The following is a 25,679-nucleotide window of genomic DNA, read 5'->3' as shown; positions in this document are numbered from 1 at the left end:
GGTTGTATGGTGAAAGTGGATTCGTTTCCTTATCCCTTTAAGGGGGATGTGTATCGGTATTCGAATAATTCGGTTCCTTTGGAGGAGCAGAGGAGTGTTGAGATTACCTCTTCTTATGAAGAAGAAATCAAGCTTAAACGGAAACTGCTTACGCATCATCCCGAACGGTGCTTTCAGTCCCGGCCGCATACCTTGAAAGCTCAATGGGAAATAGCAGAGCTGGTCATTCAACATCTTACTACGTGTTATCCTCAGCAGTTTTCCCTTGAAAAAAATGATGGAAAATGGACGTTCCACAACCACATTCTAAATGAACAAAAAACCTTTAAACTTGGGGATGAATCCACTTTATCATTGGAACCACTCGATTTTATCGGTCGACATGTACAAGAGGACCTGATTTTCATGATGCAGCGGGATGGGGATTTATATTTGGATGCGGGACAGCTTTGTTTTCCTGCTAATTGGTCCCTGGCTTTTAATTCAGGAATGAGTTTTAAAGAGATCCATAAGCCGATACCCGGTTTTAAAGAAGTAGGATTGGATCAACGAATTCTGAGGTTTTTAATGCATATGGAAGCAGGTGATCCTTGGGTCAGGCGGAATTGGTCGTTAATGGCGGGGGATCGGTTGGATACTTCTCTTGAGACCTTTGATCAGTGGGGGAAGGATAGAAGGGTAGTTACTGGAGAAAATGTCGGGGCATTCGTTCATTTGCGGGTAGAAGTGCAGAAACTGTTCCGTTTGCCTGGGTCAAACGGTTTACTGTTCACGATTCATACCCACCTCCTCTCACTGGATAAGTTCACTCGAAATCCGGAGTGGACCGAGGAATTTCACCGGATCCTGCAGGAGCTTCCACCACCTATCTCAGATTACAAAGGGATTTCCCTTTTTAAAGAAGAGGTTATTGAATACTTGAATGAAAAGCGGGTGATAAAGTGAAGACCGAGACACAGCCAGCGTTCGTACCAAGTAAACGAAAGTATTTATTTTGCGGTGATCATAAAGGGATGAAACGACTGACTCCTATCATAAAAAAAGTGATGAAGGAGAATGTCTCCTTTGAAGTGGTGTATCTTGGTGAAAAGGAAGAAACCAATATCTCACGGTGGTTGCGAAATCAGAGGATGGGCAGTTTTCTATATATAGCAATGGAGTGGGGGAAGCTGGAAGGTCTCAAGCACCTGGCTGTGGAATGTGGTTTTTCTGAAGAGGAAGTGCAGTTAATTGGTCACGGTATCAGAATGATCGAAGTTTTCTGTTGCAAATGTCATCAGAAAACAAAGATTGAGGGTTTGGGTAAACTCGAGACGATCTGTTCCCATTGTCACTTAAAGTTGTCCATTTCCGATCACTACTCTCCATTACGAGGGTCATTCCTCGGTTACGCTACCTTAGAAATGGGGAGTGGTCAAAGGTGAATCTACTCAAAACCATCCCCGTAAAAGTCAGGTCCATTCATCAGGAAACCCCTCATATCAAGAGGTTTACTCTTGTTCATGAACATAACGAATCCCTTCCTTATTTTAGCGGGGGATCCCATATCACTACATATGTTGAGCTGGATGGACAAACCATTGCCAGGTCGTATTCCTTAACGAACCCACCTGGTCAAACAGCCGCCTATCAAATCGCCATCCGTCTAAAAGAAACGTCCCAGGGGGGATCTATGTATTGGCATGAACGGATGAAAGTGGGGGATACCTTACGAGTGGGATTTCCACAAAATCATTTCCCACTGAGTTTTAAAGCAAAACACCATGTATTCTATGCCGCGGGAATCGGTATCACCCCTTACATGTCCATGATGGCAGAGCTTAAGGAGGAGGGACGGACCTTCGAACTCCATTATGCAGTGAAATCGAAAGAGGCTTGCCCTTTCTACTCCTTTCTAACGGAAACCTTTCCTGAGCAGGCTCACTTTTATTTTTCAAAAGAAAAGAGGTTGACAGATACAACACTTTGGAAGCACAGAATAGGAACCCACGTTTACTTCTGTGGTCCACCTTCATTCATCGAAGAATTTACTAGAAGTGCCCTTGAAATCGGATATCCTCCGCGGAGTATTCATTGCGAGAGATTCACTCCTCCACAGACACTAACACGTCGAAGATTTGAAGTGGAGTTAACGAGTGGTCAAACCATTTCTGTGTCGGAAGAAGAAACTTTGTTAGAGGCACTGCTCGAGTTAGGGATCAAAGCTCCCTATTCCTGCCGGGCTGGGCGATGCGGAACATGTGAATTAAACGTGATAGAGGGAAAAGTCGATCATGGTGATTCTTTTTTGAGTGAGGAAGAACGGAATGGACACCGGTCGATTCTGACATGTGTATCGCGTGCCCAGTCTGGAAAGTTGCGAATTCAGTTGTGATAGGGCGTTTGGCATATAAGGTGTTTTTCTTGAAATTCGACATTGTAAAAGTAAATAATAAACAGATACAACATAATGTAGAATGACGCTTAAGAAATGGAGGGCTCACCATTACCGATCTAAATACATTATTTCGCAAAAGAATACATTATCCACCCACAGGGAAAATAACCTTTCAACAATTAGATACCATTTTAGAAGAAACAGCTAAAAGCATCCCATTCGAAAATCTATGTGTTATTGGAAATACGTTCACTGATCTTACCAAAGAAAATCTAATGAATAAAGTGCTCGTGAAGAACGAAGGTGGTCTATGTTATGAATTGAATTCATTGTTTTATTTATTTTTGGTCGAAAATCAATTTGATGCATCTCTCGTTCGGGGAGTCGTTTACGATCATGATAAAGAGCAGTACCAGACGTTAGGAAGGACCCATGTGGTGATTTTAGTCACACACAACGATTCATCATATGTGATTGATACGGGATTTGGAGGAAATCTCCCGTTGAAAACAGTGCCATTATCGGGAGAAGAGGTCGTTTCTTCAAATGGTCAGTTTAGAGTTAAAAAGGCCGACAGTCCCCATGGAGATTATATTTTTGAAATGAAATTAAAGCATAAGCATTCGGAATGGAGAACCGGATATGCTTTCGATTCGCGTGATCACATAAAGGATGTCACTCAATTGAATGACATTCAAACGATTATTGCCAAACATTCAGCTTCCCCTTTCAACAAGCATCCATTGTTGACAAAAAGGACTGATAACGGGAATGTAACATTAACCGATACGTCCTTTACACAGTGGAAGGATGGAGAGATGACGAAAGAGGAAATTGATCATGAGGAATATAAAAAACTGCTGAACATCTGGTTTGAATAATAAGCATAAAAAAAGACTCAGAAAAATATCTGAGTCCATATTTTTACTTGCCGAGTATTTCCATAACGCCTTTATATATAAGGAAAAGAGAGAATATGAGAATTGCTAATATGCCAATGACGTTTGTTACCGGGGCTATGCTTGCTAAAAACGTCCCTGCTAAAGGAGCTTTCAACAATGCAAATCCGGATAAGATACCCGCTACTAACAAAAGAATAAAACGATCCATTCTGTCATGCCTCCTCTCAGGGTAGTATATGTCGGAGGGAAGGGGAAGTTGAACCCAAGATTCGTGATGTTGCCTAATTGCAAATTGACTATTTAAACAGGCATAATGGAGACGATTTGTTGAATTCTCACGAAAAATACAGAGTCACCAGCTTTAAGTGCGATATGATCTGGTTGAACCTCAATCAAGTCGCCTCGAATCGTGTCTTTCGTAGTCTCCACAATGAGCATTTTCCCCATGACGGACTGCAGTCTGCTGACGACGAATGGATCAATCAAAGTGGTATAGGAAGTATTTACATTCATGCCCTGGTTACGATCATAAGGCTGATAATAGCTATACATGAAGCACCATCCTTCAAGATGAATTTTTTAGACTATCTCTTCATTTGTATGTAAGAAGGGTGGTTTGTATTATGGCTCAAAGCAGAAAGGAATGAACCCTGATGTAACGAGGGCCCATTCCTTTAAATTCTGGCATGATGTTTAGTTCAGTCCTAATTCCTCTAAAATCGAATCCAACGTTTTTCCGTCGGCTGATTCAACTGGAGCAGGGGCATTCTTAACATGCTCATTCTGTAATAGATAGTTCTTTTGAACAAAATTCATATCGTTCGCATCCACCACTTCATCGAAATTGATGTCGGCAGCACGATTATTAGTATTCCAGGCATCCTGAATGGCAATGGCATCATGAATGTCGATGACATGATCCTGGTTGACATCTCCTCCGACAAGTTTCATATTGTTCACTCTATGATATTTTCCGTAAAGCATTCCGTTGTACTCATAACCGATTTGCTCATTATTCTTCTTAGTTAAGAAGTGGCCTGGAAGTGTTACGGTTATATCATAAGGGTCTTTGCTTAATGGGAGTTTCTCAATGGAGTACTCACCATTATCTGTGATGGATGATGGTGTAAAGACGTCTCCTGTTGAATTTTTGAATTCTACAGTTGCATCTGCTTTTGACCAATCCTTCTTGGCATTGTAGCCACTTCCACTATCAAATCCTTCAGGACTTATATATCCCCTTATTGAGTTAAAGTCAGGATTTACAGTGAATCCTGCACCAGCATGTAATAAATTCATTGTTTCATTGTTGGAATCTGTAACGGTTACCGTCGGGTCCAATCCATCCTCTTTCGTGAAGATTTCATCTTGAAGTTTTACGTGCACCTCAACGATCGCACTATGATCGAATGTTTCAACAGGTTCATTGAAGGTGACTTTAATTTGATTTCCTTCAAGTGTCAGGGAAGCTTTTTCTAGAAACTCCCCGGATAGCTTGGCATCAATCACTTCTGGTTTTTTTCCGTAGTGATCTTCAAATGTCCAGGTGGCTTCCTTTGCATCTTGAACATTATCCAGTAATAGGGTTGCCTTTACGGTTTCACCTGTTGTAACGGTATCGACATCGGTTTTCAGATACGCGTTCGGAGTACCTTCTTTAATAAAGAAATAGTTTTTCATCGTACTATTATTCCCAGCCATATCATAGCCATTCATTCTAAAGTTAAGGGCTTTCACATTCTCATTCATCGCAATTTCTTCGACAAACTTACCGTTTTCATCCATGTAAAGAGGTGACGAAGGGAAAGGTGAATTCCAATAATAAATCATAAAGTTTTTGGATTGATCTGTGTCGATTCCTGCTGCTTGCATTTTTTCAATAAGTGGATCTGTAATTTCAATCTCAAAAGGGTACGTTTCCTGACCCCGCTTATATTCAAGGAACGGTGACTCACCATCCAGGGAACTCTTGAATGTAGGACCTTCAATGTCGATATAGAAATGCTCTGATTTTGTTTTTACTTTGCCTTTAGGATCTGTCATCGCATACTTGATCTTATAGTGCCCAGGTTTTGCGATGGTCATTTCTTCTGAAACGGGATTTTTCTTATCACCGGTAAATGCGAAATAGCCACCCTGGAATGCTCTTAGTAAGTAGTTGTTATCCAGCAGGGCACCCTGCAGATCGAGTGTACCGATTAATCCTAAATCTTCACCTGTTTCCCCGTCCTGAAGGATGATATCCATGCTTTCCATCGGTGAACTCAGGTTGAATTCAACCAGTGCCCATGGATAGCGGAATGGATCATATCCGTGAGTATAGTGAGAAGGTGCAAAGGTGGGGGATAACAATTCAAGTGTATTAAAGCCTTCCTCCGATCTCTTTACGCTAAATGGCACGCGGTAGCTTTCTGTTTGATCATTACGGTTCGTAACGACCAGGTATCCCTCGTAAATCCCTTTCGCAGCTGTTTTAGGCATTGTCAGGAAGAAATTTGAAGTCTTTTTGTTGCCACCATTCACTTTAATAGACTTGTCTGAAGTCACTTCAACTCCATTTTCCTTGAGACTAAGGGTGCCTTCCTGTACATTTTCTTCAAACGTAATGTCAAAGGTTTTCTTTTGATCGCTTTTATTTGTGATTTCAAAGCTTTTTTGTACGCGGAGGTGATCTCCTTCGGCCACTACCTGATTTCCAAAGCTCAATCCCCCAGTTGGATGATCGATTGCAATCAGTTCTTCGCCATTAGGAAGCAACGTTTCATCGTTTATTTGAATCGTTGTTTGGCTATGGAGGGCTTGATACGGATCCACTCTTCCTGCACCAACCTCAAATACGCTGTAATCTCCCTTCAAAGGATCAGATGAGTTCATGAGTATCGTTTTAATATCAGCTGGCTCGAGATCCGGATTCTCTCCCAAAAGTAAAGCTGCCAGCCCCGCTGTGAATGGAGAAGCCATCGAGGTTCCTGAAAGTCTTGAGTAAGCATACTGATAGTCATCCGTGTTCTCAGGATCGATCATAAAAGAAGGGAAAGTCGATAGAACGCTGACCCCGGGAGCGACCACTTCAGGTTTCATATCCAAGCTTTTGTTGACTGGACCCCTTGAACTGAAATCGGCTAACTGGTCACCCTCTGTAAAGCTTTCTTCTAAGTTCGTAAACGTGAAGCTTGATGTGCCACTTTCGATTGCTGCTTTTAATTCTTCCCCGGCAGCCTTTGTCATCGAGAAGGCCGGGACATAATGGGCTGATTCTCCGAGGTTATATCCTACATGACCTTCTGCATTGTTGTACATGATCACGGCTTTAGCACCATGTTCTTTGGCAAATTTCACCTTGTCATTCAGAGCAAAATTTCCTCGCTGAACAAAAGCGATCTTACCATCTACATTTTTATTCGCATAGTCTGCTTCATACCCTAGGCCAACATCTACTAATTCTAGTGATTGATCTTCCAGACTATCGAATGTGTGAGCGAATCCCCTAGCCATACTCACAATACCGGTCGACCAGCCAGCTGTCGTTTGACCGGTAAAAGTGGTTTGGGAAACAGGGACATCACTCGCCCCGACAGTCAAAGCTAAAGCTGCTGTTCCAGGAGAGCCAAGGGTAAAGTCATTTGGTCCTGAATTCCCGGCTGAAACAACGGCCGTCACACCATTTAACACAGCATAGTTAAGGGCGGTACTTGTAGGGTAATAAGGGTCATTGACACTTGCTCCCAATGAGAGGTTGATGACATCCATACCATCTTGAACCGATTTCTCAATTCCTGCAAGGACGTCTTCGGTGTAACCACTTCCGTAAGGACCAAGGACACGATACACATATAAGTCAGCATCTGGAGCAACTCCCTCTACAGATACTTCACTATCATTCTCGTTTTGTCCTACAATGGTTCCGGATACATGAGTACCATGAGAGGTATAATAGGGATTTCCCGTATAACTGAACTCTGGTTCACTCGTACTCTTCCAATCTTCATACGTTGCTTCCATTGGATCCGCATCGTCGTCAACAAAATCATATCCGCCTTTGTAGGCATCCTTTAAATCAGGGTGGTTGTAGTCAACACCTGTGTCGATCACGCCGACTTTGATTCCGTCTCCTGTGATTCCTTCCTTATGTAATTCATCCACTTTTAAATAAGGAATGCTTTCAACAGATGTTGTGATTTCACGGTCTACATCATTAGGAAGATCTTGTTGAACCGGATCGACAGTATAGGTCTGGTTTTTAAATACCGCCTTGACGGCTTTGGAGTTTAGCAGGCGTTCTACTTGATTGGCCGGAAGGGTCATCGCCACACCGTTATATGCTTCTTTATAGGTTTGGGTGATTTTCGGCTCTATCTTTTTTCCTTTTACAAGACTAGTAGATAGATGTTTTGCAACATCTTCTTTGAACATCTTATGTTCTTTCTCCACTTGGGCTTTGGCGTCTTCTTTCTTTACTGTTTTTCCTTTTACTGCAGCTTCTAGTACGGCTACATGCCCAGGTTTGGATTGGAATTCGACGATAACGGAGATTTCTTCACCGGATGCCAATTCATTCGGTTGAAATCCTTGGAGACCTTCTGCGTTATTTAATTTCAGTTGATGCAATGCTTGTCTTTGCTCTTCTGTCAAAGAAGATAAAATCGTTTCTGCTTTCCAATCCGCAGCTGTAGCTGTTGGAGAGGAGTAGCCCGATACAGGGGATAAAAGTAATCCAGTGGATAATGCAATCACAGCTGATTTCTTTGCGATGGAAGATCCATTCATCATCTCTACCTCTTTTCTTTAGTTGTTAGTTCGATAATTCTAAAAATTATTACAATTAATAGTGTAAATTTAAATCTGTCATGTTTGTATGGGGGTTTGTTTAGGGACTATTTAACTACTGATTGGAGTTTAACAATCATTTATCTTCTGATTTTTTAGGAGGGGGTAGGAGGAAAGTTGCGAAATAATGGCGGTGAGTTGGGGTTGTTCAGAAAACAAAACAAATATAGTGGCTAACAATCAACGAGAAATCAGCCGAATAAAAAAATGATAAAAGAAAACCTCCTTTTATCATTAAAAGTGTCATTATTCTAATTCATAATAGCTTATTTCATTGGACATTTTATTGGATGCAAGTTTGAATCCTTTCTCTGTTTGCCCGGTTTTTACATAATATAAAAATAGTTGTCTTTCATAATGCTGATACATCAACTTGCTCCCCGTTTTGTTGAAATGGGGGAGAGCTGTATATTCAATATACTCATATAGTTCTTGTTCATTTCCTTTTATGGTAAGTAAGTATATTTCAAAGAAAACGTAGGTGGGGTCCTGATGCTGAGTAGCCCTTTTTAGTCCTTTTGTCGCTAATTGATTGAGTTCTTCGGAAGAAAGCAGATTCCCTTTCAGACAAGCTAGTATATATCCGCTGAGTGTGACTAAATAATGTGACGCTGGCGTGTCTTCATTAATAAGTTTTAATGCTTTTTCATAGGAATCTTTTGATTCAGAATATCGTTTTCTCCTAAAATATTCGAATCCCAGATTGTTATGGATTTTATGTGCCCTTTCCTTGGAATTAACGGATTCACAGACTCTGAGGAGCTTATCATACTGTTGTTTGGTTTCTTCCATATCAAAGGGTTCTTTGGCATTCAATTGAATTAAAATTAACGTTTCAGAATCGATGACCCTAAGGATATTCAATGTTTTTTGGAAAAAATGCAAGGCTCTTTGCCCATAATAATAGGCAAAGGTGTTTGAATGAATGGAATGATAGGCTAATGCCAAATGAAAATAATATTCGGAGTTCGGATATTCATCGTCAATCTGTTTCAATACATTTATGCAAGTGTTAAATTGTCTTGTTGAATGATAGTAGATCCCTTTGACATGAAGTAATAAATTTTGTTCGAAAGGGGATAGAGGATAGTTTTTGTTTTCGAACATGCCCAGGATTTCCTTGGCTTTTCCATGCTTGTTCAAAAATAAATAATATCTTGCCAGGAAAAGGTTGTATTGAATGATGAAGTCAGATAGAAACCTTAAAGGTTCCTTTTCGATTTCACCTTTAAGTTGATGGATGTCATTGGTTCGAATCATAATAATTGCATCATTCCATTCAGATAATTTAGCCTGTAACGAATGATACCGAGAACGTTCGACTTCCATATTGATTCCAAGCTTCCTTGCCAGTAAATCAGTAATTTCACTGGAATACTCTGTGATCCCTCTTTCGATTTTACTTAGATGTGTGGTAGAGCAGATCCCCTGTGCAAGCTGCTCTTGAGTCAAACCCGAATCTTCACGATGAAATTTAATTAATTTACCTTCGATCATACTACACCCCAAATGAACTATTTTATTATCCATTATAGGAAATATTTTCTCGGTATTCTATAGGTTTAGAACAAGACGGAGGTCTGAAGGCAATAACATCCAAATCGCATCTCTATACTGTTTTTCTCTTTTCTTCCTAGAGTTGATCCTGTACTTCTTTCACCAGAAGAAGGAATCCTGGATGACTTCCCGCTCTAAAACCAACCCCGTTTTCATTCCAATTTGGATCAATAGACTAGCCCTTATAAACACTCAAAGCCTAGAGAAGCTCTGAGTGTTCTTGTTTATTAGGAGAGTTAGCAATCAGGGACTTTTCACAAAATAAGCGCACGATTTTTTCTATGCTCTTTTCGCAAAGGAGCCGTATTGAAAAGCCTCGATTCTTCTTCCGTCTTTGGTATGACTTTTGGTACCGGCTTGGGCTTACCATTTTCATCAACGGCGACCATCGTCAGGAATGATTCAGTCGTCAGGGTTTTGACACTCGTTACAAGATTCGTAGAGTAGACCTTTACATATACTTCCATGGATGTTCGACCTGTAGACGTAACGTAGGCTTCCAGACTTAACGCATCACCGACCGTTGCAGACGACAAAAAGTCGACGGAGTCAATCGATGCCGTGACGACGACTGAGCTGGAGTGCTTCATTGCTGATAGTGCCGCAATTTCATCAATATAGGAAAGGACTTTCCCTCCAAAAATCGTTTGCATATGATTGGTGTCCGGTGGCAGTACCAATTTTGTTTGTATGGTTCGTGAACGTTCTACCGAATAAGCTTGTTCCATTTTCTCATCTCCCAGTTTAATTTCTGAAATAAAAAAAAGCATCTCCCTTTGAAAAGAAGATGCGGCTACTTCAAGCGGACGTCCAGAATCCTGTGATTCCTCATTTGGCTCATATAGCGCAACACCCTCCTATCTCCCGTAGGAACTCTGTGTTCTTCTCAATTGGCAGGTCTCCTGGCTCAGCGTCAACAATTTCATATTCCTTCCCATTTCGATTCGAAACAGTGGATCCATACGAAATCTCAGCTTTACAGTGGCGGGACCGCGTTGGACTTTCACCAACTTCCCTTTTAAGAAGATGACCTGATCATCTTCACCAATGAGCAATGTTTAAATTGTGAACGCTTTTATTTTATCACAGGAATGAGAAGTAAGGTCTTTATTTGGTAGGAATTATTGTATTAAAATTAGAAAATTTACCTAAATATTGAAACTTTTCTACAACCCTTCCGTAGATAATATTGTAGCTAGAAGTTTTATAAAATAGTGAATCAGTTGCTCGACTGATTTATAGAAAAGTTTGAGAGGGGTTGTCAGAATGCTAGGATCATTAAGTATTATCGGATTTTTCATGTTCTTGATTCCTGTTCTGGTTATTGCAGCTATTGCAGGAATCGCGTATTATTTCTGGATGAGGTTCCGCTATCGTACAGCGAGATCCAACCAGGCACTGATCATTACCGGACCGAAACTGGGGGATCCTGAAAAGGAAACGAATATTTTCACCGACCAGGAAGGGCGTTCCATGAAAATCATCAGGGGTGGAGGGTACAGATTAAGACGTTTCCAAACATCTACACCTGTTAATCTTACATCCTTCCAATTAAAATTATCGACACCGAGAGTTTACACAAATGGCGGAGTACCAATCGTTGCAGACGCAGTGGCCATGGTGAAGGTGGCAGACACATTAAACGGAATTGCGAACTATGCCGAGCAGTTCCTAGGTAAGGACCAAAAAGAGATTGAAGATGAAATCATTGAGGTACTGGGAAGTAATCTTCGTGCGATTCTTTCTAAAATGACGGTTGAAGATATCAACAGCAACCGTGAAAAGTTTAACGCTGACGTATCTGAAATTGCTCAGAAGCAGCTGGATCTTATGGGCTTCAAAATTACGTCACTCGGGCTAACGGACATAAGAGATGCTGACGAAGAAAATGGATACTTAAAAAATCTTGGTCGTCCACGTATCGCCGAGGTTCGCAAGCAAGCTGAAATTGCAGAAGCAAACACCGAGCGTGAAACCCGTATTCACCGTGCCCAAACCGATCAGGAAGCGAAAGAGGAAGAATACAAGCGTCAAATTACCATTGCCCAATCGAAAAAAGAGAAGGACATCAAAGACGCAGCCTTCAAAGAAGAAACAGAGCGGGCAAGAGCGAAATCCGAACAGTCCTATGAGTTGGAAAAAGCCAAACTTACAAAGGAAGTGAAAGAGGAAGAGTTAACCCTTCAATTCCTTGAACGTGAACGTGCCGTTAAACTTGAAGCAGAAGAATCAAAAGTTCGTAAAACGAAAGCCGACGCCGAATACTACGAAACCACTCGTAAAGCGGAAGCGGAAGCTCGCAAGGCTGAAATTGACGGGGAAGCGAAAGCCAAGATACGCAGAGAAGAAGGTTCTGCTGAAGCCGATGTTATCAGAGAGCGAGGTAAAGCGGAAGCCGAATCCCGTAAACTGCTGGCAGAAGCAATGGAGAAACATGGTGATGTCATCATTACCGAGAAACTAATCGAAATGCTGCCTGTTTTCGCAGAGAAAATTGCTCAGCCTCTTAACAATATTGACTCTGTTAAAATCATTGATTCCGGTAATGGCCAGGGAGTTCCTTCCTTTGGGAAAAGCATCACCAGAACGATGCTTGATATGCAGGAACCGTTACGCGAAATGACTGGCATCGATGTAGGTGAATTACTGAAGTCATATGCAAATAGATCCCATGAAAGACCTTATCAGCCAGCGATCTCTGAAACAGCTGACAAGGAAGTCGCTGTGACGAACGAAAAGGAAGAAACAGAGGTAAAGGAAGACAGCCAAAGTAAATAATGAGAGGGAGATGTCTCGGGTATATGGGGGCATCTCTTTTTTTGAGTGGGATAAAAAGAGTGCCAGGCACGGGATGTTGATTCTGTACCTGGCACCTGTTGTTATGACCACTGTACCAGGTACAAATCGGATAAATTGTACCTGGTACAGCAGATCTATTTTAGAGTGAGGACAATTCAAATGTTAAAAAATTCAAATATTCAACAGTCAAATTCTCCCGGATATTCAACCGGTGAATACACCTCAAAATTCAACTGTCAAAAAAGAGCAAATTTCAACAGTCAAACACCCATTCATACCCTAAACCCCAACCTTAATATGCTTGGAGCCCTCAACATCAAATAGCCCCAAGTCCGTCAGCTTCAACTGAGGAATCACAGGTAACGTTAGAAATGATAAGGTAAGAAACGGATTGAAGTCCCGGGAGAAACCTAATTCAATAAAGGCGCTCTTCAACAGGTCGAGCCCTGATACCACTTCTTCAAATCCCTGATCGGACATCAACCCTGCTATCGGTAAAGGAAGAGAAGCGATGACATTTCCGTCTCTCACCATCACCAGGCCGCCATGCATTTCGTTAAGCGCCTCGATGGCTTGCAGGATATCACGATCATTTGTACCTGTTGCGACAATATTGTGTGAATCATGGGCAATGGTGGTAGCGATGGCTCCCTCTTTCAATCCGAATCCTTTTACAATGCCCAAGCCGATATTTCCTGTCCCGTTATGTCTTTCAACGACAGCCATTTTAAGTTGGTCCTGTTGAATGGAAGGGATAAAGAATCCATTTTCTACTTGAACCTTTTCAATCCGTTTATTGGTTCTAAGGTGATTAGGGATGATTTCGATAATATGGGCTTCCTTTGTTCCGCCTATCTCGATTTGCAGATCCTTTTCAGTGAGATTCGGAATATGCACAGTTGAAGTCAGAGGTGGTTTTGGCGCAGGTTTTACGATTGGGTCGCCGACATACTGACTATGCGCAGCTACCAGTTTCCCTTCTTTGTACACCTCTGAGATAGAGAGCGTTTTAAGTTCATCCAGTAAGACAAAATCCGCATCGTATCCAGGTGCAATTGCGCCTTTCGTGTGTAACCCATAACATTCAGCAGCATTCAAAGAGGCGATGCTAATCGCCAATAGAGGGTCGAGCCCTTCCTTAATTGCTAAGCGGATATTGTGATCGATGCTGCCTTCCTCGATTAAGTCATCCAAGTGCTTATCATCTGTACAGAATAGACAGCGCCGGGCATTTCTATCGTTAACAACTCCAATAAGTGATTTCAAATCCTTGGCCACGGATCCTTCGCGAATGAGAAGGTACATCCCTCGTCGTATTCGTTCCAATGCTTCAGGGACGGTGGTGCATTCATGATCGGTTCGAATGCCGGCCGATTTATAAACATTGACCGCGTTTGTGGAAAGTCCCGCTAAATGTCCGTCCATATTATGACTATTTTCCGAGGTGACAGTGATTTTATCGACAATGGAATCATCGCCTTTTTGAAGGGAAGGATAGTCCATTACCTCTGCCAATCCAATGACACGCTCATGTGTAAAGAAAGGTTCCAGCTCTTTGGCTGTCAGCGTTGCTCCTGCATTTTCAAATGGAGTTGCCGGCACGCAGGATGGAAGCATGGTAAACACATCTAATGGGATGTTCCCTGAATCATCGAGCATGAATCCGATTCCTTCTTCTCCGGATACATTCCCGATTTCATGGGGGTCTGTAATAACGGTCGTGACCCCATGCGGGAGGACGACTTTAGCAAATTCGGATGGTGTGACCATGGAGGATTCTATATGAACATGTGCATCGATAAAGGAAGGACTTATATATCTCCCCTTGGCGTCGATTACCTGTTTCCCTTCAAATTCTCCAATTCCAGCGAACATTCCATCTGAAATCGCCACATCCTCTTCGATGATTTCAAGGTTGAAAACATCGATTATTTTTCCATTTTTAATAACAAGGTCTGCAGGGATATCTTTATTCGCAGATGCAATTCGTTTTTTAAGTCTTTCTTTATTGGTACTCATAGGATCCTCTCCTTATCTAAATAAAAAAACCCCGGGATGCACCCGAGGTTTGACATAGTGAGAGAAGGGTAGAGACTTTTGGCTCTAACCCTCTCGTAGTCAAACCATTTACGGTAGTTTGGTAGAAACTTTTGGACCATATTTCCAATATTATACGAGTGTTTATATGATTTTATATGTTGAAAATGATTATTTCACATTTTATATGCATGAAATGGAAGGTGTCAATGGTAATCGGTTTTTAAGTATAATGAAGAAAATAGTTATTAGGAGAATGAGAATGAACTTTTACTGTAAAAGTGTGCTGCATCAAATCGAAGTGGCGGTTACCTCTATTATCAACATAATGGATCGTCTTTCGGATGAAGACTTAGATAAGAGACCGACTTCAACTAAGCATTCAGTTGGGGAGTTGCTTTCACATTTAGCCCTCATTTGCAGGGCGGATTACATCATAGCTACAGGAGCTGCCCAAGAAGAATTGGAATCGTACTACTCAAGTAAAACCCTACATACCCTCACCGAGATGAAAGAAGAACTGATCAATAATGTTAACGATTTAAAAGAACGGGTCTCATGTTTAAGTGACGAAATGCTCAAAGAAGAAACCTCGTCCTATTGGGGTGTAACTTACACCAAGTTCGAATGGCTCGTTGAAATCACAGCTCATCTTTATCATCATAGAGGCCAGCTTCATGCGGTTCTTGTTCACTGTTGTGATCGGGATCCCGGGGTTTCGCTGTTTGAATAGGCAATACTTATGCCCCCTTTTTGTGGGTAAAAATGGTTCAGAGAGTTGAATGTGCTAACCGGGCAGTTTATTAGTTGATATATCCCTCTAATAGTTATACATTATATGTACAAGTAAAATACAAAACTTGTACAACACACAAAAGGAGTGGAAGAAATGAAAAAGATTTTCTCGATTTTGGCAACGGTCATGTTAATGTTATCACTGGCTGGAGGTGCGTTTGCGGCTGAGAATGATGCGATGGTGCGTATTGTTCATGCTTCTCCCGATGCTCCGGCTGTCGATGTGTATGTGGATGGGAATGCAGTGGTTGAAGGTGCAGAATTTAAAGCAGCAACAGATTATATGAATCTTCCTGCAGGGGATCATAAAGTTGAAATTTATGCTGCAGGAACAATGGGAAGCGAAGATCCTGTCATTTCTCAAGATTTAACGGTTGAAGCAGGGATGGCTTACACAGTAGCGGCTGCTAATACAGTTGAAAACCTGGAATTAGTAGTAGCGCAGGATTCAATGGATGTAACAGAAGGAATGACGAAGGTACGTGTCGGACATCTTTCCCCGGATGCACCAACGGTTGATGTTGGTCTTGTAGGTGGAGACTCATTATTCAGTGGAGCTGAGTTCAAAGCAATCACGGATTATCAGGAGCTAGATCCAGGAGCCTATGATTTAGAGATCAGAACACCAGAAGGAGATCAAGTGTTGGACCTGTCTGGAACAATGCTTGAAGAAAACACAGTATACAGCGTGTTCGCAATCAATACAGCAGCTCAATTGGAAGTACTTGTCCTGAAAGATTATACATTAATGCCTGGCAGCATGCCTGAAACAGGTATGGGTGGAGCAGCGACTCAATCGTCTTCTTCTCTTCCAATTGTACTTGCAACGGCAGTATTAGGTGGAGCGGCACTACTATATGTTACACGCAGAAAACTGCAAAAATAATGAAACGACTTCTATTGTCTATCCCTTTGATGGCTCTTCTCGCGGCATGTGCTGCCGAAGAGCCTCAATCGGTTACGGAAAGTGAAGTTCAATCATCCACCATTGAACAACCTGTTCATCCCGTTACTCCTGAACCGCAAAAAGAAGAATACAGTATGACACCAGCTATTCTTTCCATACCGAAGCTTGATCTCGAAGCACCTATCAAGGGATTCGGGCTCGATAAGGAAGGGAATATGGAGCTTCCGGATAACGGAAAGGATGTTGCATGGTTTGAACCGGGCTTTCAACCAGGAGAAAAAGGGAATGCCGTTTTGGCTGGACATGTAGATGATGAGAAAAAGGCTGCTGTCTTTTTTGAACTAAAAGAGCTTGAGCCTGGGGATGAGATCCATTTACAAGATGAAGATGGAGACACTATGACATTTGTAGTAAGGGAGAAGGTCGCTTATCAAAAAGACGATGCACCTCTTAGAACCATTTTCGGTCCAAGTGAAAAACGCATGCTTAATTTGATTACGTGCACAGGTTATTTTGACCGGGAAATCCATAATTACGTAGAACGATTGGTTGTCTTTACAGAACTGGCAGAAGAGAATAAAGGAATGTGAAGAGCTTATCTCCCATTACGTGGAAGATAAGCTCTTTTATTTCGTCTAGGTGATGTTGAATGTGGAAAAGCTGTAGAAAATAACACATATGTATGTGCTTTATTCTATGAAACTCACACCGGCTTCAAGTAAAATAGACTTAACTACTTGTACGAAGGGGACCATGTCATGAAAAAACGTATCGCATGGATCATGAGCAGTTTGCTGTTGTTATTGGTGGTAGCACTTATTGTAGCCGGAAACTATTTTTATGATGTGGCCATTAATAGAAGTAATGAGGCTATAGAATTATATGGCGGAACAGACGAAGCGGTTGAAGCCGTCAGCGCCTTGGAGGAAGAACAAAAGAGATTAGAAGAATTAAGGAACTGGACACGAAAGCGGAACTTTGAAACAGTTGAGGTCGAAACAGAGGACGGCTTGACCCTTAGAGCTCAATATCTTGAAAATGAGTCACCGAATGGAAAATCCATTATCCTGGCCCATGGGTATAAAGGGAACAGCGAGCAGATGCCTGAAGTCACAAGATTCTATTACGAGGAAGGATACAATATTCTAAAACCCGATGCGAGAGGGCATGGGAAAAGTGAAGGGGATTATATCGGATATGGCTGGGACGATCGATTGGATTATAAAGAATGGATCAATCTCTTAATCAATGAAAAAGGTGAAGAATCTATTTTTTTGCACGGTTTTTCCATGGGGGCAGCAACCGTATTGATGACGAGTGGTGAGGACCTCCCAGAAGAGGTGAAAGGAATCATTGCCGACAGCGGATATACCTCATTGAAAGAAGAGCTGACTCACCAATTAAGATATCTTTACCGTTTGCCGCCATTTCCGATTATGGAGGTAACGAGTGTGGTGACGAAGGTGAGAGCAGGCTATACGTTCAGTGAAGCCTCGGCACTCGAACAGGTGAAGAAAAATCAATTACCTCTATTCATCATTCATGGAGATCAGGACGAACTCGTTCCAACCGAAATGGCTAATCGCCTGTACGAAGCAACGAATGGCATGAAAGAATTATGGATAGTACCAGGCGCCGGGCACACAGAAGGCTTTACGGTAGAAGAAGAGGAATACAAGAAACGAGTGAAGGGATTCATTGAAAAAGTGATGAACTCATAAAAAGGAGCAAAACGATGGGAGAAAAGACTTTATTTGAAGCGTATAAACAGACTGCTTTTCAACTTCAGGGAAATGGGAAACGAAATCTGGATGTTCTTAAAGATGTTTTAGTAGATGTAGATGGTGACTTGGAAAGTGATATTTACGGATCAGGAAGGATAATAGAGGAGTTCCAAAAGAAGATGGCAAACTTCCTGGGAAAAGAAAGTGCCATTTTCTTTCCGAGCGGCACGATGGCTCAGCAGATCGCCCTGCGTATCTGGTGCGATCAAAAAGAGTTGCACAGAGTGGCGTACCATCCTTTATGTCATTTAGAGATTCATGAAGAAGATGGGCTGAAGAAATTACATGGAATTGAACCGATTCTAATAGCAGACAAGGATTGTGTGATCGGACTGGAAGACGTGATGGATCTTGAAGAGGACATTGCTTGCTTACTGTTAGAGCTGCCTCAAAGGGAAATAGGCGGTCAACTTCCGGACTATGAGACTCTTGAAGCCATCTCTGAATACTGCCGGGATAAAGGAATCAGGATCCATTTAGACGGTGCAAGGCTCTATGAAATCCTGCCCCATTATAGGAAATCAGCAGAGGAAATCTGCGCCCTTTTCGATAGTGTTTATATTTCATTCTATAAAGGAATCGGAGGAATTTCAGGTGCGATCCTGGCCGGAAGCGAGGAGTTTACCAAAGAATCAAAGGTATGGAAAAGACGTCATGGCGGTGATCTCATCAGCCTCTATCCATACATCCTGAGTGCAGACCATTATTTTGATCAACGAATCAACAAAATGGAACAGTATTATGAAGGAGCAAAAGAACTTGCCGGTCTTTTTAACGGCTGCCAGGGTGCATCGACTCTTCCTGAACAGCCTGTTTCCAATATGTTTCATGTCTTCTTTCACTATCCACAAAAAGAAATAGAAACGATTTTGATGAAAGTGTATGACGAGACAGGTATTGGTTTAACGGGATATGTAAAAGAAGTGACTGAAAATGAGTGTGCGTATGAAGTAAGCGTAGGAGATCAATACGAGAACGTTCCAAAACAAGAATTGGCTAAGTTATTTATGGTGTTGGATGAAAAATTGAAGACACTGATAGAAAAATAAACGATTGTATGGTGGTACTGGATGATTCCGGTGCCACTTTTTTTGAGGGACGGACCTCCACCAATACAGAATCCTTGCCATTTCAGCATTCTTCTCATAAATCACTATTTTGGAGGTCCGTCCCTCAGTTCACCGTGCCGCTTCTTTTGGAGGGACGGACCTCTCACCCTTTACTTTATTCAGAATTGAATCCCGTCCCTATCACATTCCTCTAACATAAATAGAGGTCCGTCCCTCTCCGGAGAAAGAAACATCTTATTTACTATTGAAATATTCTGATTATTAGGTATAATTCGATACATTATACATTTTTTGAAGGGGAGAAGGCGTATGAGTGTAAAGAGTAGTGGTTTGTTCGATGAATTAGGTGAAATCTTAAGCAGTCATCGGGTGACGGTGAATGAAACGATTTTAGAGCAGCATGGGAAGGATGAATCCTATCATAGGCCGAGCTCTCCGGAAATAGTGGTGTTCCCTGAGAGTGCCGGGGAGGTGAGCGCGATTGTGAAGGTGGCAGCCGCCCATCACACACCCATTATCCCGTTTGGTCTGGGTACAAGCCTTGAAGGTCATGTGATTCCATATGATAAAGGAATTACCATTGATTTTTCCCGGATGAATAAAATACTCGAGGTGAGGGAGAAGGATTTTCTCGTAAAAGTTCAACCTGGTGTTACACGTTCTCAGTTGAATAAGGAATTGAAGAAATACGGTCTCTTTTTTTCAGTGGATCCAGGTGCTGATGCGACCCTTGGAGGCATGGCAGCCACGAATGCGAGTGGGACGACTTCTGTAAAATATGGAGTCATGCGGGATCAGGTACGGGATTTAGAAGTGGTGCTTCCCGATGGAGAGGTGATTCACACAGGAAACATGGCTCAGAAATCATCGTCCGGTTATCACTTAAACAGTTTATTCGTAGGTTCAGAGGGCACGTTGGGATGTATTACGGAGCTGACCCTACGCGTATATGGCATACCTGAGTATATTGTTGCGGCACGTGCATCGTTTAATCATATAAATGATGCAGTGGAAGCGGTCGTGTCCATTTTACAAGCCGGCATTCCGATTGCGAGAGTGGAGCTGGTGGATGAACCATCGATGGTCCAAGTAAATCGATTCAGTGAGACGGATTATAAAGAAAAACCTACTCTTTTTCTTGAGTTTCATGGTAATGAAGCAGGTCTCCAACAAGATGTAGATTTCACCAAAGAGATTATGGCCGATCATGACTGTGAAGAGATTATGTTTGAAGAAGACACTGCTGCAAGGAATAGATTGTGGGAAGCGAGACATAATCTTGCCTATGCTTATGTACATGGAAACCCAGGAAGGAAGCTCATGGTGACTGACGTGTGCCTGCCCATTTCAGAACTGTCCGGTGCCGTGCTGCATGCACGAAAAAGGCTGGAAGAATTAGAGTTGATAGGGGGAATCCTCGGACATGTGGGTGATGGAAATTATCATACATCACTCATGATTGATTTAAACGACCCTGAAGAGGTGAAGAGAGCGGAAATATATAACGAACAAATCGTGGAATATGCCCTTGAACGAAATGGCACATGTACGGGAGAGCATGGTGTAGGAGTCGGAAAGATGAAGTATCAACAGAGGGAACACGGTGGTGCTTTGCAGGTCATGGAAAAAATCAAGCTGGCCATAGATCCAAATGGAATCTTTAATCCTCATAAACTAGTACATAAAAAGAAGGAGGAAAAAAAATGAAACTTCTCGAAACGATCAGTAATCTGGCAGGAAAGTATTTCGCTATTTGGGTCATCCTCGTAGCGGCGGTAGCCTATTTTGTTCCTGCTCCTTTCCTCCCTTTGGGTGGCTATATAACGATTCTATTAGGTGTTGTGATGTTCGGTATGGGACTTACGTTAAAGCCCGTTGACTTTCAGCTGGTTCTTAAGAAGCCGTTGCCTGTCATCACTGGAGTAATGGCCCAATTTATCATCATGCCGTTAGGTGCCCTATTGATAGCGTATATACTGAATCTACCGAATGAATTAGCCGCCGGATTAGTATTATTGGGGTCGGTTCCTGGTGGGACAGCATCCAATGTCATGGTGTATCTGGCAAAAGGGAATCTGGCATTATCTGTTGCCATGACATCACTATCAACATTACTGGCCCCCATTGCGACTCCGCTGATTTTATTCGCTTTGGCAGGTCAGTGGCTGCCTGTCGATCCGATTGCCATGTTTCTCTCCATCGTTCAAGTGATCATCATTCCAATCACTCTTGGGTTAGTCATTCGTAAACTATTCCCGAGCACAGTGGAAAAAAGTTTAAATGTCATTCCGTTGATTTCAGTATTGGCGATCATTATTATTGTATCGGCGGTCGTTTCTGCAAATGTCAATAATATCGCAACTTCAGGAGCGATCATTTTTACAGCTGTGATCCTGCATAACCTATTTGGACTTGGACTGGGATATGGCACGGGAGCCCTGATGAAATTAGATGAAAGTAAGCGGAGAGCGATTTCGATTGAAGTCGGGATGCAAAATTCCGGACTTGGGGTGGCACTGGCCACTGCCCACTTTGGATCGCTGGCGGCATTACCAAGTGTCATTGCGGCCGTATGGCATAATATTTCAGGACCGATTCTTGCGACGTTTTGGAGTAAGAAACCTGTGAAGGAAGAGATAGAGGAGGAATTTGTAACAGATGCAGTTAATCCCACTGTGAGGTAATGAAACGGAGAAAGGTACCGGAGAGTCCGGTACCTTTCTTTATATCGCTCTTATTTTTTCAATAACAAGTACATGAAATAAGGAGCCCCGATCAGAGCGATCATGATCCCGGCTGGAATGCCATCGGGTTCCAGGATATTACGACCGACTGTGTCAGCGAGTAATAATAGCCATCCGCCAAGCAGTATGGCAATCGGAATGAACATTTGATTCCGTGGTCCGACCAATGCTTTGGCGATATGGGGAGCCATTAATCCGATAAAGGCGATTCCACCTGTAACGGACACAGCTGATGCGGCTAAGGCAACAGCTACCATCAGCATGATGAAACGTTCACGGTTGATGGAAACTCCTACACCGACAGAGACAGGTTCACTTAATCCGAGAAGATTCAGCATCTGGGATTTATAGAGGGCAAATGGAATCAGAATCACGAGCCACGGTAGAAGCGCCCAGATGAACGGCCAGTCTGACCCCCAGATATTCCCCGCCAGCCACATGGCAATGAAATCCACTTTAGCCCGTTCCGCACTGGAGATGAGAATGATCATGAGTCCCGACAGAGCCATGGAGAATCCGACCCCTACTAAGACCAACCTGACGGGCTGAATCCCATTCCGCTTACTATACGAAAACATATAGATGAGGCAGGCTGTAAGAAGAGCTCCTGCGAAAGCAACAATCGGCAGCAGATATGCAAATGAACCGGCATCTATCGGGAAAAATAAGAAGAAGATGGCGATGGAAACCCCTGCCCCGGAATTGATTCCGATAATACCTGGATCCGCTAAGTCATTACGTGTGATACTTTGTAAAATGCAACCGGAAAGGGCCAGGGCCATCCCGGCCATAATCGTAATGATGATTCTGGGTAAACGAATGGAAAATAGGATGAATTCTTCTTTGAATGACCCTTCACCTAAAATAGTAGGCAGTAGACGATCATATGAAACAGAAGAATAGCCCAGTCCAATACTAATAAATGTTGTTGCTGCGATAAGGATTAGTAGTCCAATAAGAAGTAATCGTTGTTTTTTGATCAAATCCGGATGTATCATCAGAAGCCTTTCCCTCCTTTATGCACGATAAATAGGAAGAAAGGTAAGCCCATCATCGCGACGATCGCTGCCACAGGTGTTTCGTATGGGGTGTTGATTGTTCGGCCGAGCGTATCTGCGAGCAACATGAATGTTGCTCCAAACAGGGTGGAGATGGGGATGATCAAGCGGTAATCTGTCCCAACCACAGCCCGGACAATATGGGGGATCATCAAGCCGATGAATACCATATTCCCGACAAGGGCAACGGCAGCCCCTGCAAGTAGAACGATCACGATAAAGAGGATGGTTTTCACAAAGGCCGTACGTTGACCCAATCCGACGGCAACTTCCTCATTTAAACTTAGTATCGTTAGTTGTCTGGATAAAAAGATTGAAACCACGATACCGAATAAAATAAATGGAACAATCACTTGAAGCTGATTCCAGGTTGTCCCGATCATTCCACCGGCCGTCCACATTGACACATCTTTGGAAAGCTTAAAATAGAGACCGATTCCTTCAGAAATGGCAAATAAAAAGGCGGAAACGGCAGCACCGGCCAATACAATTCTAAAGGGAGAGAAGCCGCCCCGTTTCATTGAGCTGATGCCAAATACCAACAATGCCCCAACAGCAGAGCCGATGAAGCAAGCAATCATAATGCCGTAGTAGCTGATGGAAGGAAAAAAGGCAAGAGCAACGGCTAATGCTGCGTTTGCTCCCGCTGTCAATCCAAGTAACCCCGGGTCTGCAAGGGGATTTCGCGTCATGCCCTGCATGATGGCTCCCGATACGGCTAAAGAAGCTCCAACAACAATGGCAGCAACTTCCCTGGGGAAGCGGATCTCCCTCAGGATGGTTACCTTATCTCCGTCACCGGCAGGAGTCAATGCAAGCCATACGTCCTTCACAGTTGTCTCCGCAGCCCCATACACCACAGATATAAGAAAAGCAGCAACAAATAAGAAGGTGGCCCCGATTAATTTATAAAAAAATGGAATTCGCTGATTTTGAGTTTTCATAATCAATCATCTTTTCTTTATTGGAGTAGAAAGAAAGGGCATTCTTGTGATAAGAATCCCCTTTACAAATTAGTTGCCTAGAAATTTCTCTTTGAAGAAATCCAACTGGTAATCAAGTGTTAATGGATCATTAAAGTAGAATTCCATCATGTTCACTTCATATACTTGATTGTTCTTAACAGCAGGAATGTTTTTGTATGTTTCTGTTTCCATGAATGAGTTATCTGCTTTCGGATCTTTGCTTATAATCAGATAATCTCCGGCATACTCAGGCATAACCTCTGTTGAAAGAGCGAAATATCCAGGTTCCAACGCTTGTTCTTTTACTTTTTCAGGCATCTTCAGGTCCATTTCCTGATAAAGGATCTCCGTACCGCGACCCCAGTTGTTTCCATAAACGTATAATTGCTTATTGAAGCTTTCAATAACGGAAACGGTTGTATCTTCTCCAATTTTCGCTTTGATGTCTTCTCCTGCAGTCTGGGCACGCTTCTTGAAGTCATCCACCCATTCTGTCGCTTCTTTTTCTTTATTTAGTAGTTTGCCAATTTCGATGTGCTGCGTTAAATAGTCTACTTTTCCATAAGTGTATGTAACAGTAGGGGCAATTTCATTTAACTTATCGACATTTTTAATATTGGATAGACCGATGATTAAATCAGGATCAAGCTCAATGATTTTCTCCAAGCTTTCGTCGGTTACTTCTTCCACATCTTTTAATTCCTTATCCCAACGAGGATTCATTTTTGACCATGAGTCCACACCTACAACATTCACATCAAGTGCCATGACGTTACCGGCAAATGAGGATAGGACGACTACGCGCTGTGGATCTGCCGGTACTTCAACAGGTCCATTTTCTGATTGATAGGTGATGGTATCAGAAGATTTGTTTTCTTTTTCTTTTGAGTCCGAGCCATCTTCTTTCGTAGAGCTGTTGCCGCAGGCACTAACGAGCAGCACTAACAGCAGAGTAAACGGGATGAGCCATTTCTTCATGTTGATCTTCTCCTTTTAATAGATTATATGTGTAACACATTGGCTTGTTTGTTCGAGGATCTCTACCTATCTCAGCGTCGATTTGGAATACTTTTTTCAGGACCTCATGGGTGATGACTTCCTCACAATTTCCTGCTTTCACGATTTCTCCTTCTTTTAAAGCAACGATATAGTCGGCAAATCGTGCAGCTTGATTTAAATCATGGAGGACCATCACAATGGTGCGTTCCTGTTCTCTATTCAGCTTCTGTAGAAGTTCCAGTACTTCCAGCTGGTGAGCCATATCTAAATATGTAGTCGGTTCATCAAGGAAGATGATATCTGTTTCCTGGGCAAGAGCCATGGCAATCCAGACGCGTTGTCGCTGACCGCCTGATAAGGCATCGACTTCCCTGTACTTAAACTCCAGGGTACCTGTCACTTCAAGCGCCCAGTTGATGACATCATAATCTTTCTTCGATAGACGGCCCATTCCTTTTTGATGAGGGAAACGACCATATGAAACCAATTCTCCTACCGTCAGTCCACTGGCACTCTCAGGAGTTTGCGGAAGAATCGCCATCTTCTTCGCTAATTCCTTTGTATTGCCTTTAAAAATGTTTTCACCATCTAACAGGACGTTACCGGAATGATGGGGGATGATACGGGTAATCGCTTTCAGTAAAGTCGATTTTCCACAACCATTCGAACCAATGATCGTTGTGATTTTTTTATCAGGGATGTCCACGCTTAAGTTTTTCACGATGAGGCGTTCACCGTAGCCAATGTTTAATTCGTTTGTATAGAGGCGAACCATTTTAAGACCTCCGTTTATAGATTAGTAAAGTGATAATGATTCTCAATCTCGAACAATTAAAATACTATAATCCTTTTTTACTA

The 25,679-nt window shown here is 42.4% G+C and carries 22 protein-coding genes and 2 riboswitches; of the genes, 12 read left to right on the top strand and 10 right to left on the bottom strand.

Features of this window, described 5'->3' with window-relative positions:
• Positions 1-6 precede the first annotated feature (6 nt).
• The 4 genes from ACFQWC_RS11310 to ACFQWC_RS11295 all read left to right on the top strand — a co-directional run bounded on the left by ACFQWC_RS11310 (position 7) and on the right by ACFQWC_RS11295 (position 3,258).
• Complete coding sequence (locus ACFQWC_RS11310) at positions 7-945, top strand: heme-dependent oxidative N-demethylase family protein (protein ID WP_299744861.1); 939 nt, start codon at positions 7-9, stop codon at positions 943-945.
• On the top strand, positions 942-1,424 hold the full coding sequence (locus ACFQWC_RS11305; RefSeq protein WP_299744864.1) for a dimethylamine monooxygenase subunit DmmA family protein: 483 nt from the start codon (positions 942-944) through the stop codon (positions 1,422-1,424). The genes ACFQWC_RS11310 and ACFQWC_RS11305 overlap by 4 nt, the downstream gene beginning before the upstream one ends.
• Positions 1,421-2,374, top strand: a complete 954-nt coding sequence (locus ACFQWC_RS11300; RefSeq protein WP_299744867.1) for a PDR/VanB family oxidoreductase — start codon at positions 1,421-1,423, stop codon at positions 2,372-2,374. Before ACFQWC_RS11305 ends, ACFQWC_RS11300 begins: the two co-directional genes overlap by 4 nt.
• Positions 2,375-2,484: 110 nt before the next feature.
• Entirely contained in the window at positions 2,485-3,258 is a 774-nt protein-coding gene (locus ACFQWC_RS11295) for an arylamine N-acetyltransferase family protein (RefSeq protein ID WP_299745142.1), read from the top strand.
• Positions 3,259-3,301: 43 nt separating this feature from the next.
• Here ACFQWC_RS11295 and ACFQWC_RS11290 read toward each other — a convergent pair whose 3' ends face one another.
• From ACFQWC_RS11290 to ACFQWC_RS11270, 5 genes are all read right to left on the bottom strand, one after another.
• Positions 3,302-3,487, bottom strand: a complete 186-nt coding sequence (locus ACFQWC_RS11290; protein WP_299744870.1) for a hypothetical protein — start codon at positions 3,485-3,487, stop codon at positions 3,302-3,304.
• A 92-nt stretch (positions 3,488-3,579) separates the two neighbouring features.
• On the bottom strand, positions 3,580-3,831 hold the full coding sequence (locus ACFQWC_RS11285) for a YuzF family protein (protein ID WP_377107357.1): 252 nt from the start codon (positions 3,829-3,831) through the stop codon (positions 3,580-3,582).
• Positions 3,832-3,972: 141 nt separating this feature from the next.
• Entirely contained in the window at positions 3,973-8,046 is a 4,074-nt protein-coding gene (locus ACFQWC_RS11280; RefSeq protein ID WP_377107355.1) for a S8 family serine peptidase, read from the bottom strand.
• A 306-nt stretch (positions 8,047-8,352) separates the two neighbouring features.
• A complete protein-coding gene (locus tag ACFQWC_RS11275) occupies positions 8,353-9,603 on the bottom strand; it encodes a helix-turn-helix domain-containing protein (RefSeq protein WP_341357689.1) in 1,251 nt (416 codons plus the stop codon).
• Positions 9,604-9,917: 314 nt separating this feature from the next.
• Positions 9,918-10,391 carry an acyl-CoA thioesterase gene (locus ACFQWC_RS11270; RefSeq protein WP_299744882.1) on the bottom strand — a complete coding sequence of 158 codons (474 nt, stop codon included), beginning with the start codon at positions 10,389-10,391 and terminating at the stop codon, positions 9,918-9,920.
• Positions 10,392-10,538: 147 nt separating this feature from the next.
• A riboswitch (cobalamin riboswitch) is annotated at positions 10,539-10,727 on the bottom strand.
• A 202-nt stretch (positions 10,728-10,929) separates the two neighbouring features.
• On the opposite strand from ACFQWC_RS11270, the gene ACFQWC_RS11265 reads away from it, so the two are divergent.
• Positions 10,930-12,441 carry a flotillin family protein gene (locus tag ACFQWC_RS11265; protein WP_299744885.1) on the top strand — a complete coding sequence of 504 codons (1,512 nt, stop codon included), beginning with the start codon at positions 10,930-10,932 and terminating at the stop codon, positions 12,439-12,441.
• Positions 12,442-12,741: 300 nt separating this feature from the next.
• Here ACFQWC_RS11265 and ade read toward each other — a convergent pair whose 3' ends face one another.
• A complete protein-coding gene (gene ade, locus ACFQWC_RS11260; protein ID WP_377107352.1) occupies positions 12,742-14,481 on the bottom strand; it encodes an adenine deaminase in 1,740 nt (579 codons plus the stop codon).
• A gap of 76 nt (positions 14,482-14,557) precedes the next feature.
• Positions 14,558-14,659: riboswitch (purine riboswitch) on the bottom strand.
• Between the two features lie 102 nt (positions 14,660-14,761).
• Between ade and ACFQWC_RS11255 the strand changes: the two genes are divergently transcribed.
• From ACFQWC_RS11255 to ACFQWC_RS11225, 7 genes are all read left to right on the top strand, one after another.
• Entirely contained in the window at positions 14,762-15,232 is a 471-nt protein-coding gene (locus ACFQWC_RS11255) for a DinB family protein (protein WP_299744891.1), read from the top strand.
• 156 nt (positions 15,233-15,388) lie between these two features.
• Entirely contained in the window at positions 15,389-16,180 is a 792-nt protein-coding gene (locus tag ACFQWC_RS11250; protein ID WP_377107350.1) for a DUF4397 domain-containing protein, read from the top strand.
• A complete protein-coding gene (locus ACFQWC_RS11245; protein ID WP_377107348.1) occupies positions 16,180-16,791 on the top strand; it encodes a class F sortase in 612 nt (203 codons plus the stop codon). Before ACFQWC_RS11250 ends, ACFQWC_RS11245 begins: the two co-directional genes overlap by 1 nt.
• Before the next feature lie 168 nt (positions 16,792-16,959).
• Positions 16,960-17,922, top strand: coding sequence for an alpha/beta hydrolase (locus ACFQWC_RS11240; RefSeq protein WP_377107346.1), 963 nt, complete (start codon positions 16,960-16,962; stop codon positions 17,920-17,922).
• A 14-nt stretch (positions 17,923-17,936) separates the two neighbouring features.
• The gene (locus ACFQWC_RS11235) at positions 17,937-19,034 is read left to right on the top strand and encodes a threonine aldolase family protein (protein ID WP_377107344.1); all 1,098 of its coding nucleotides are present in this window, start codon (positions 17,937-17,939) and stop codon (positions 19,032-19,034) included.
• A gap of 330 nt (positions 19,035-19,364) precedes the next feature.
• Positions 19,365-20,762 carry an FAD-binding oxidoreductase gene (locus tag ACFQWC_RS11230; RefSeq protein ID WP_299744906.1) on the top strand — a complete coding sequence of 466 codons (1,398 nt, stop codon included), beginning with the start codon at positions 19,365-19,367 and terminating at the stop codon, positions 20,760-20,762.
• Entirely contained in the window at positions 20,759-21,739 is a 981-nt protein-coding gene (locus tag ACFQWC_RS11225) for a bile acid:sodium symporter family protein (protein WP_377107342.1), read from the top strand. Before ACFQWC_RS11230 ends, ACFQWC_RS11225 begins: the two co-directional genes overlap by 4 nt.
• 50 nt (positions 21,740-21,789) lie before the next feature.
• On the opposite strand, the gene ACFQWC_RS11220 is transcribed toward ACFQWC_RS11225, so the two are convergent.
• The 4 genes from ACFQWC_RS11220 to ACFQWC_RS11205 form a co-directional block, all read right to left on the bottom strand.
• On the bottom strand, positions 21,790-22,797 hold the full coding sequence (locus tag ACFQWC_RS11220; RefSeq protein WP_377107340.1) for a FecCD family ABC transporter permease: 1,008 nt from the start codon (positions 22,795-22,797) through the stop codon (positions 21,790-21,792).
• Entirely contained in the window at positions 22,797-23,801 is a 1,005-nt protein-coding gene (locus ACFQWC_RS11215) for a FecCD family ABC transporter permease (RefSeq protein ID WP_377107338.1), read from the bottom strand. Before ACFQWC_RS11215 ends, ACFQWC_RS11220 begins: the two co-directional genes overlap by 1 nt.
• A 69-nt stretch (positions 23,802-23,870) precedes the next feature.
• Positions 23,871-24,800, bottom strand: coding sequence for an iron-hydroxamate ABC transporter substrate-binding protein (locus ACFQWC_RS11210; protein WP_299744918.1), 930 nt, complete (start codon positions 24,798-24,800; stop codon positions 23,871-23,873).
• Positions 24,751-25,596: an ABC transporter ATP-binding protein gene (locus tag ACFQWC_RS11205; protein WP_341357694.1), complete on the bottom strand. Its 846-nt coding sequence runs from the start codon at positions 25,594-25,596 to the stop codon at positions 24,751-24,753. The genes ACFQWC_RS11210 and ACFQWC_RS11205 overlap by 50 nt, the downstream gene beginning before the upstream one ends.
• Positions 25,597-25,679 lie beyond the last annotated feature (83 nt).

The organism is Rossellomorea sp. GCM10028870 (assembly GCF_042666755.1).
Taxonomy (GTDB): domain Bacteria; phylum Bacillota; class Bacilli; order Bacillales; family Bacillaceae_B; genus Rossellomorea.
This window is presented reverse-complemented; position numbering and strand designations above follow the sequence as displayed.

What these genes read in the sequence shown, in the direction of transcription:
- ACFQWC_RS11310 (WP_299744861.1), top strand. Translation starts at nt 7, where the DNA reads ATGGTGAAAGTGGATTCGTTTCCTTATCCCTTTAAGGGGGATGTGTAT.
- ACFQWC_RS11290 (WP_299744870.1), bottom strand. Translation starts at nt 3,487, where the DNA reads ATGGATCGTTTTATTCTTTTGTTAGTAGCGGGTATCTTATCCGGATTT.
- ACFQWC_RS11285 (WP_377107357.1), bottom strand. Translation starts at nt 3,831, where the DNA reads ATGTATAGCTATTATCAGCCTTATGATCGTAACCAGGGCATGAATGTA.
- ACFQWC_RS11280 (WP_377107355.1), bottom strand. Translation starts at nt 8,046, where the DNA reads ATGAATGGATCTTCCATCGCAAAGAAATCAGCTGTGATTGCATTATCC.
- ACFQWC_RS11275 (WP_341357689.1), bottom strand. Translation starts at nt 9,603, where the DNA reads ATGATCGAAGGTAAATTAATTAAATTTCATCGTGAAGATTCGGGTTTG.
- ACFQWC_RS11270 (WP_299744882.1), bottom strand. Translation starts at nt 10,391, where the DNA reads ATGGAACAAGCTTATTCGGTAGAACGTTCACGAACCATACAAACAAAA.
- ACFQWC_RS11265 (WP_299744885.1), top strand. Translation starts at nt 10,930, where the DNA reads ATGCTAGGATCATTAAGTATTATCGGATTTTTCATGTTCTTGATTCCT.
- ade (WP_377107352.1), bottom strand. Translation starts at nt 14,481, where the DNA reads ATGAGTACCAATAAAGAAAGACTTAAAAAACGAATTGCATCTGCGAAT.
- ACFQWC_RS11255 (WP_299744891.1), top strand. Translation starts at nt 14,762, where the DNA reads ATGAACTTTTACTGTAAAAGTGTGCTGCATCAAATCGAAGTGGCGGTT.
- ACFQWC_RS11250 (WP_377107350.1), top strand. Translation starts at nt 15,389, where the DNA reads ATGAAAAAGATTTTCTCGATTTTGGCAACGGTCATGTTAATGTTATCA.
- ACFQWC_RS11245 (WP_377107348.1), top strand. Translation starts at nt 16,180, where the DNA reads ATGAAACGACTTCTATTGTCTATCCCTTTGATGGCTCTTCTCGCGGCA.
- ACFQWC_RS11240 (WP_377107346.1), top strand. Translation starts at nt 16,960, where the DNA reads ATGAAAAAACGTATCGCATGGATCATGAGCAGTTTGCTGTTGTTATTG.
- ACFQWC_RS11235 (WP_377107344.1), top strand. Translation starts at nt 17,937, where the DNA reads ATGGGAGAAAAGACTTTATTTGAAGCGTATAAACAGACTGCTTTTCAA.
- ACFQWC_RS11230 (WP_299744906.1), top strand. Translation starts at nt 19,365, where the DNA reads ATGAGTGTAAAGAGTAGTGGTTTGTTCGATGAATTAGGTGAAATCTTA.
- ACFQWC_RS11225 (WP_377107342.1), top strand. Translation starts at nt 20,759, where the DNA reads ATGAAACTTCTCGAAACGATCAGTAATCTGGCAGGAAAGTATTTCGCT.
- ACFQWC_RS11220 (WP_377107340.1), bottom strand. Translation starts at nt 22,797, where the DNA reads ATGATACATCCGGATTTGATCAAAAAACAACGATTACTTCTTATTGGA.
- ACFQWC_RS11215 (WP_377107338.1), bottom strand. Translation starts at nt 23,801, where the DNA reads ATGAAAACTCAAAATCAGCGAATTCCATTTTTTTATAAATTAATCGGG.
- ACFQWC_RS11210 (WP_299744918.1), bottom strand. Translation starts at nt 24,800, where the DNA reads ATGAAGAAATGGCTCATCCCGTTTACTCTGCTGTTAGTGCTGCTCGTT.
- ACFQWC_RS11205 (WP_341357694.1), bottom strand. Translation starts at nt 25,596, where the DNA reads ATGGTTCGCCTCTATACAAACGAATTAAACATTGGCTACGGTGAACGC.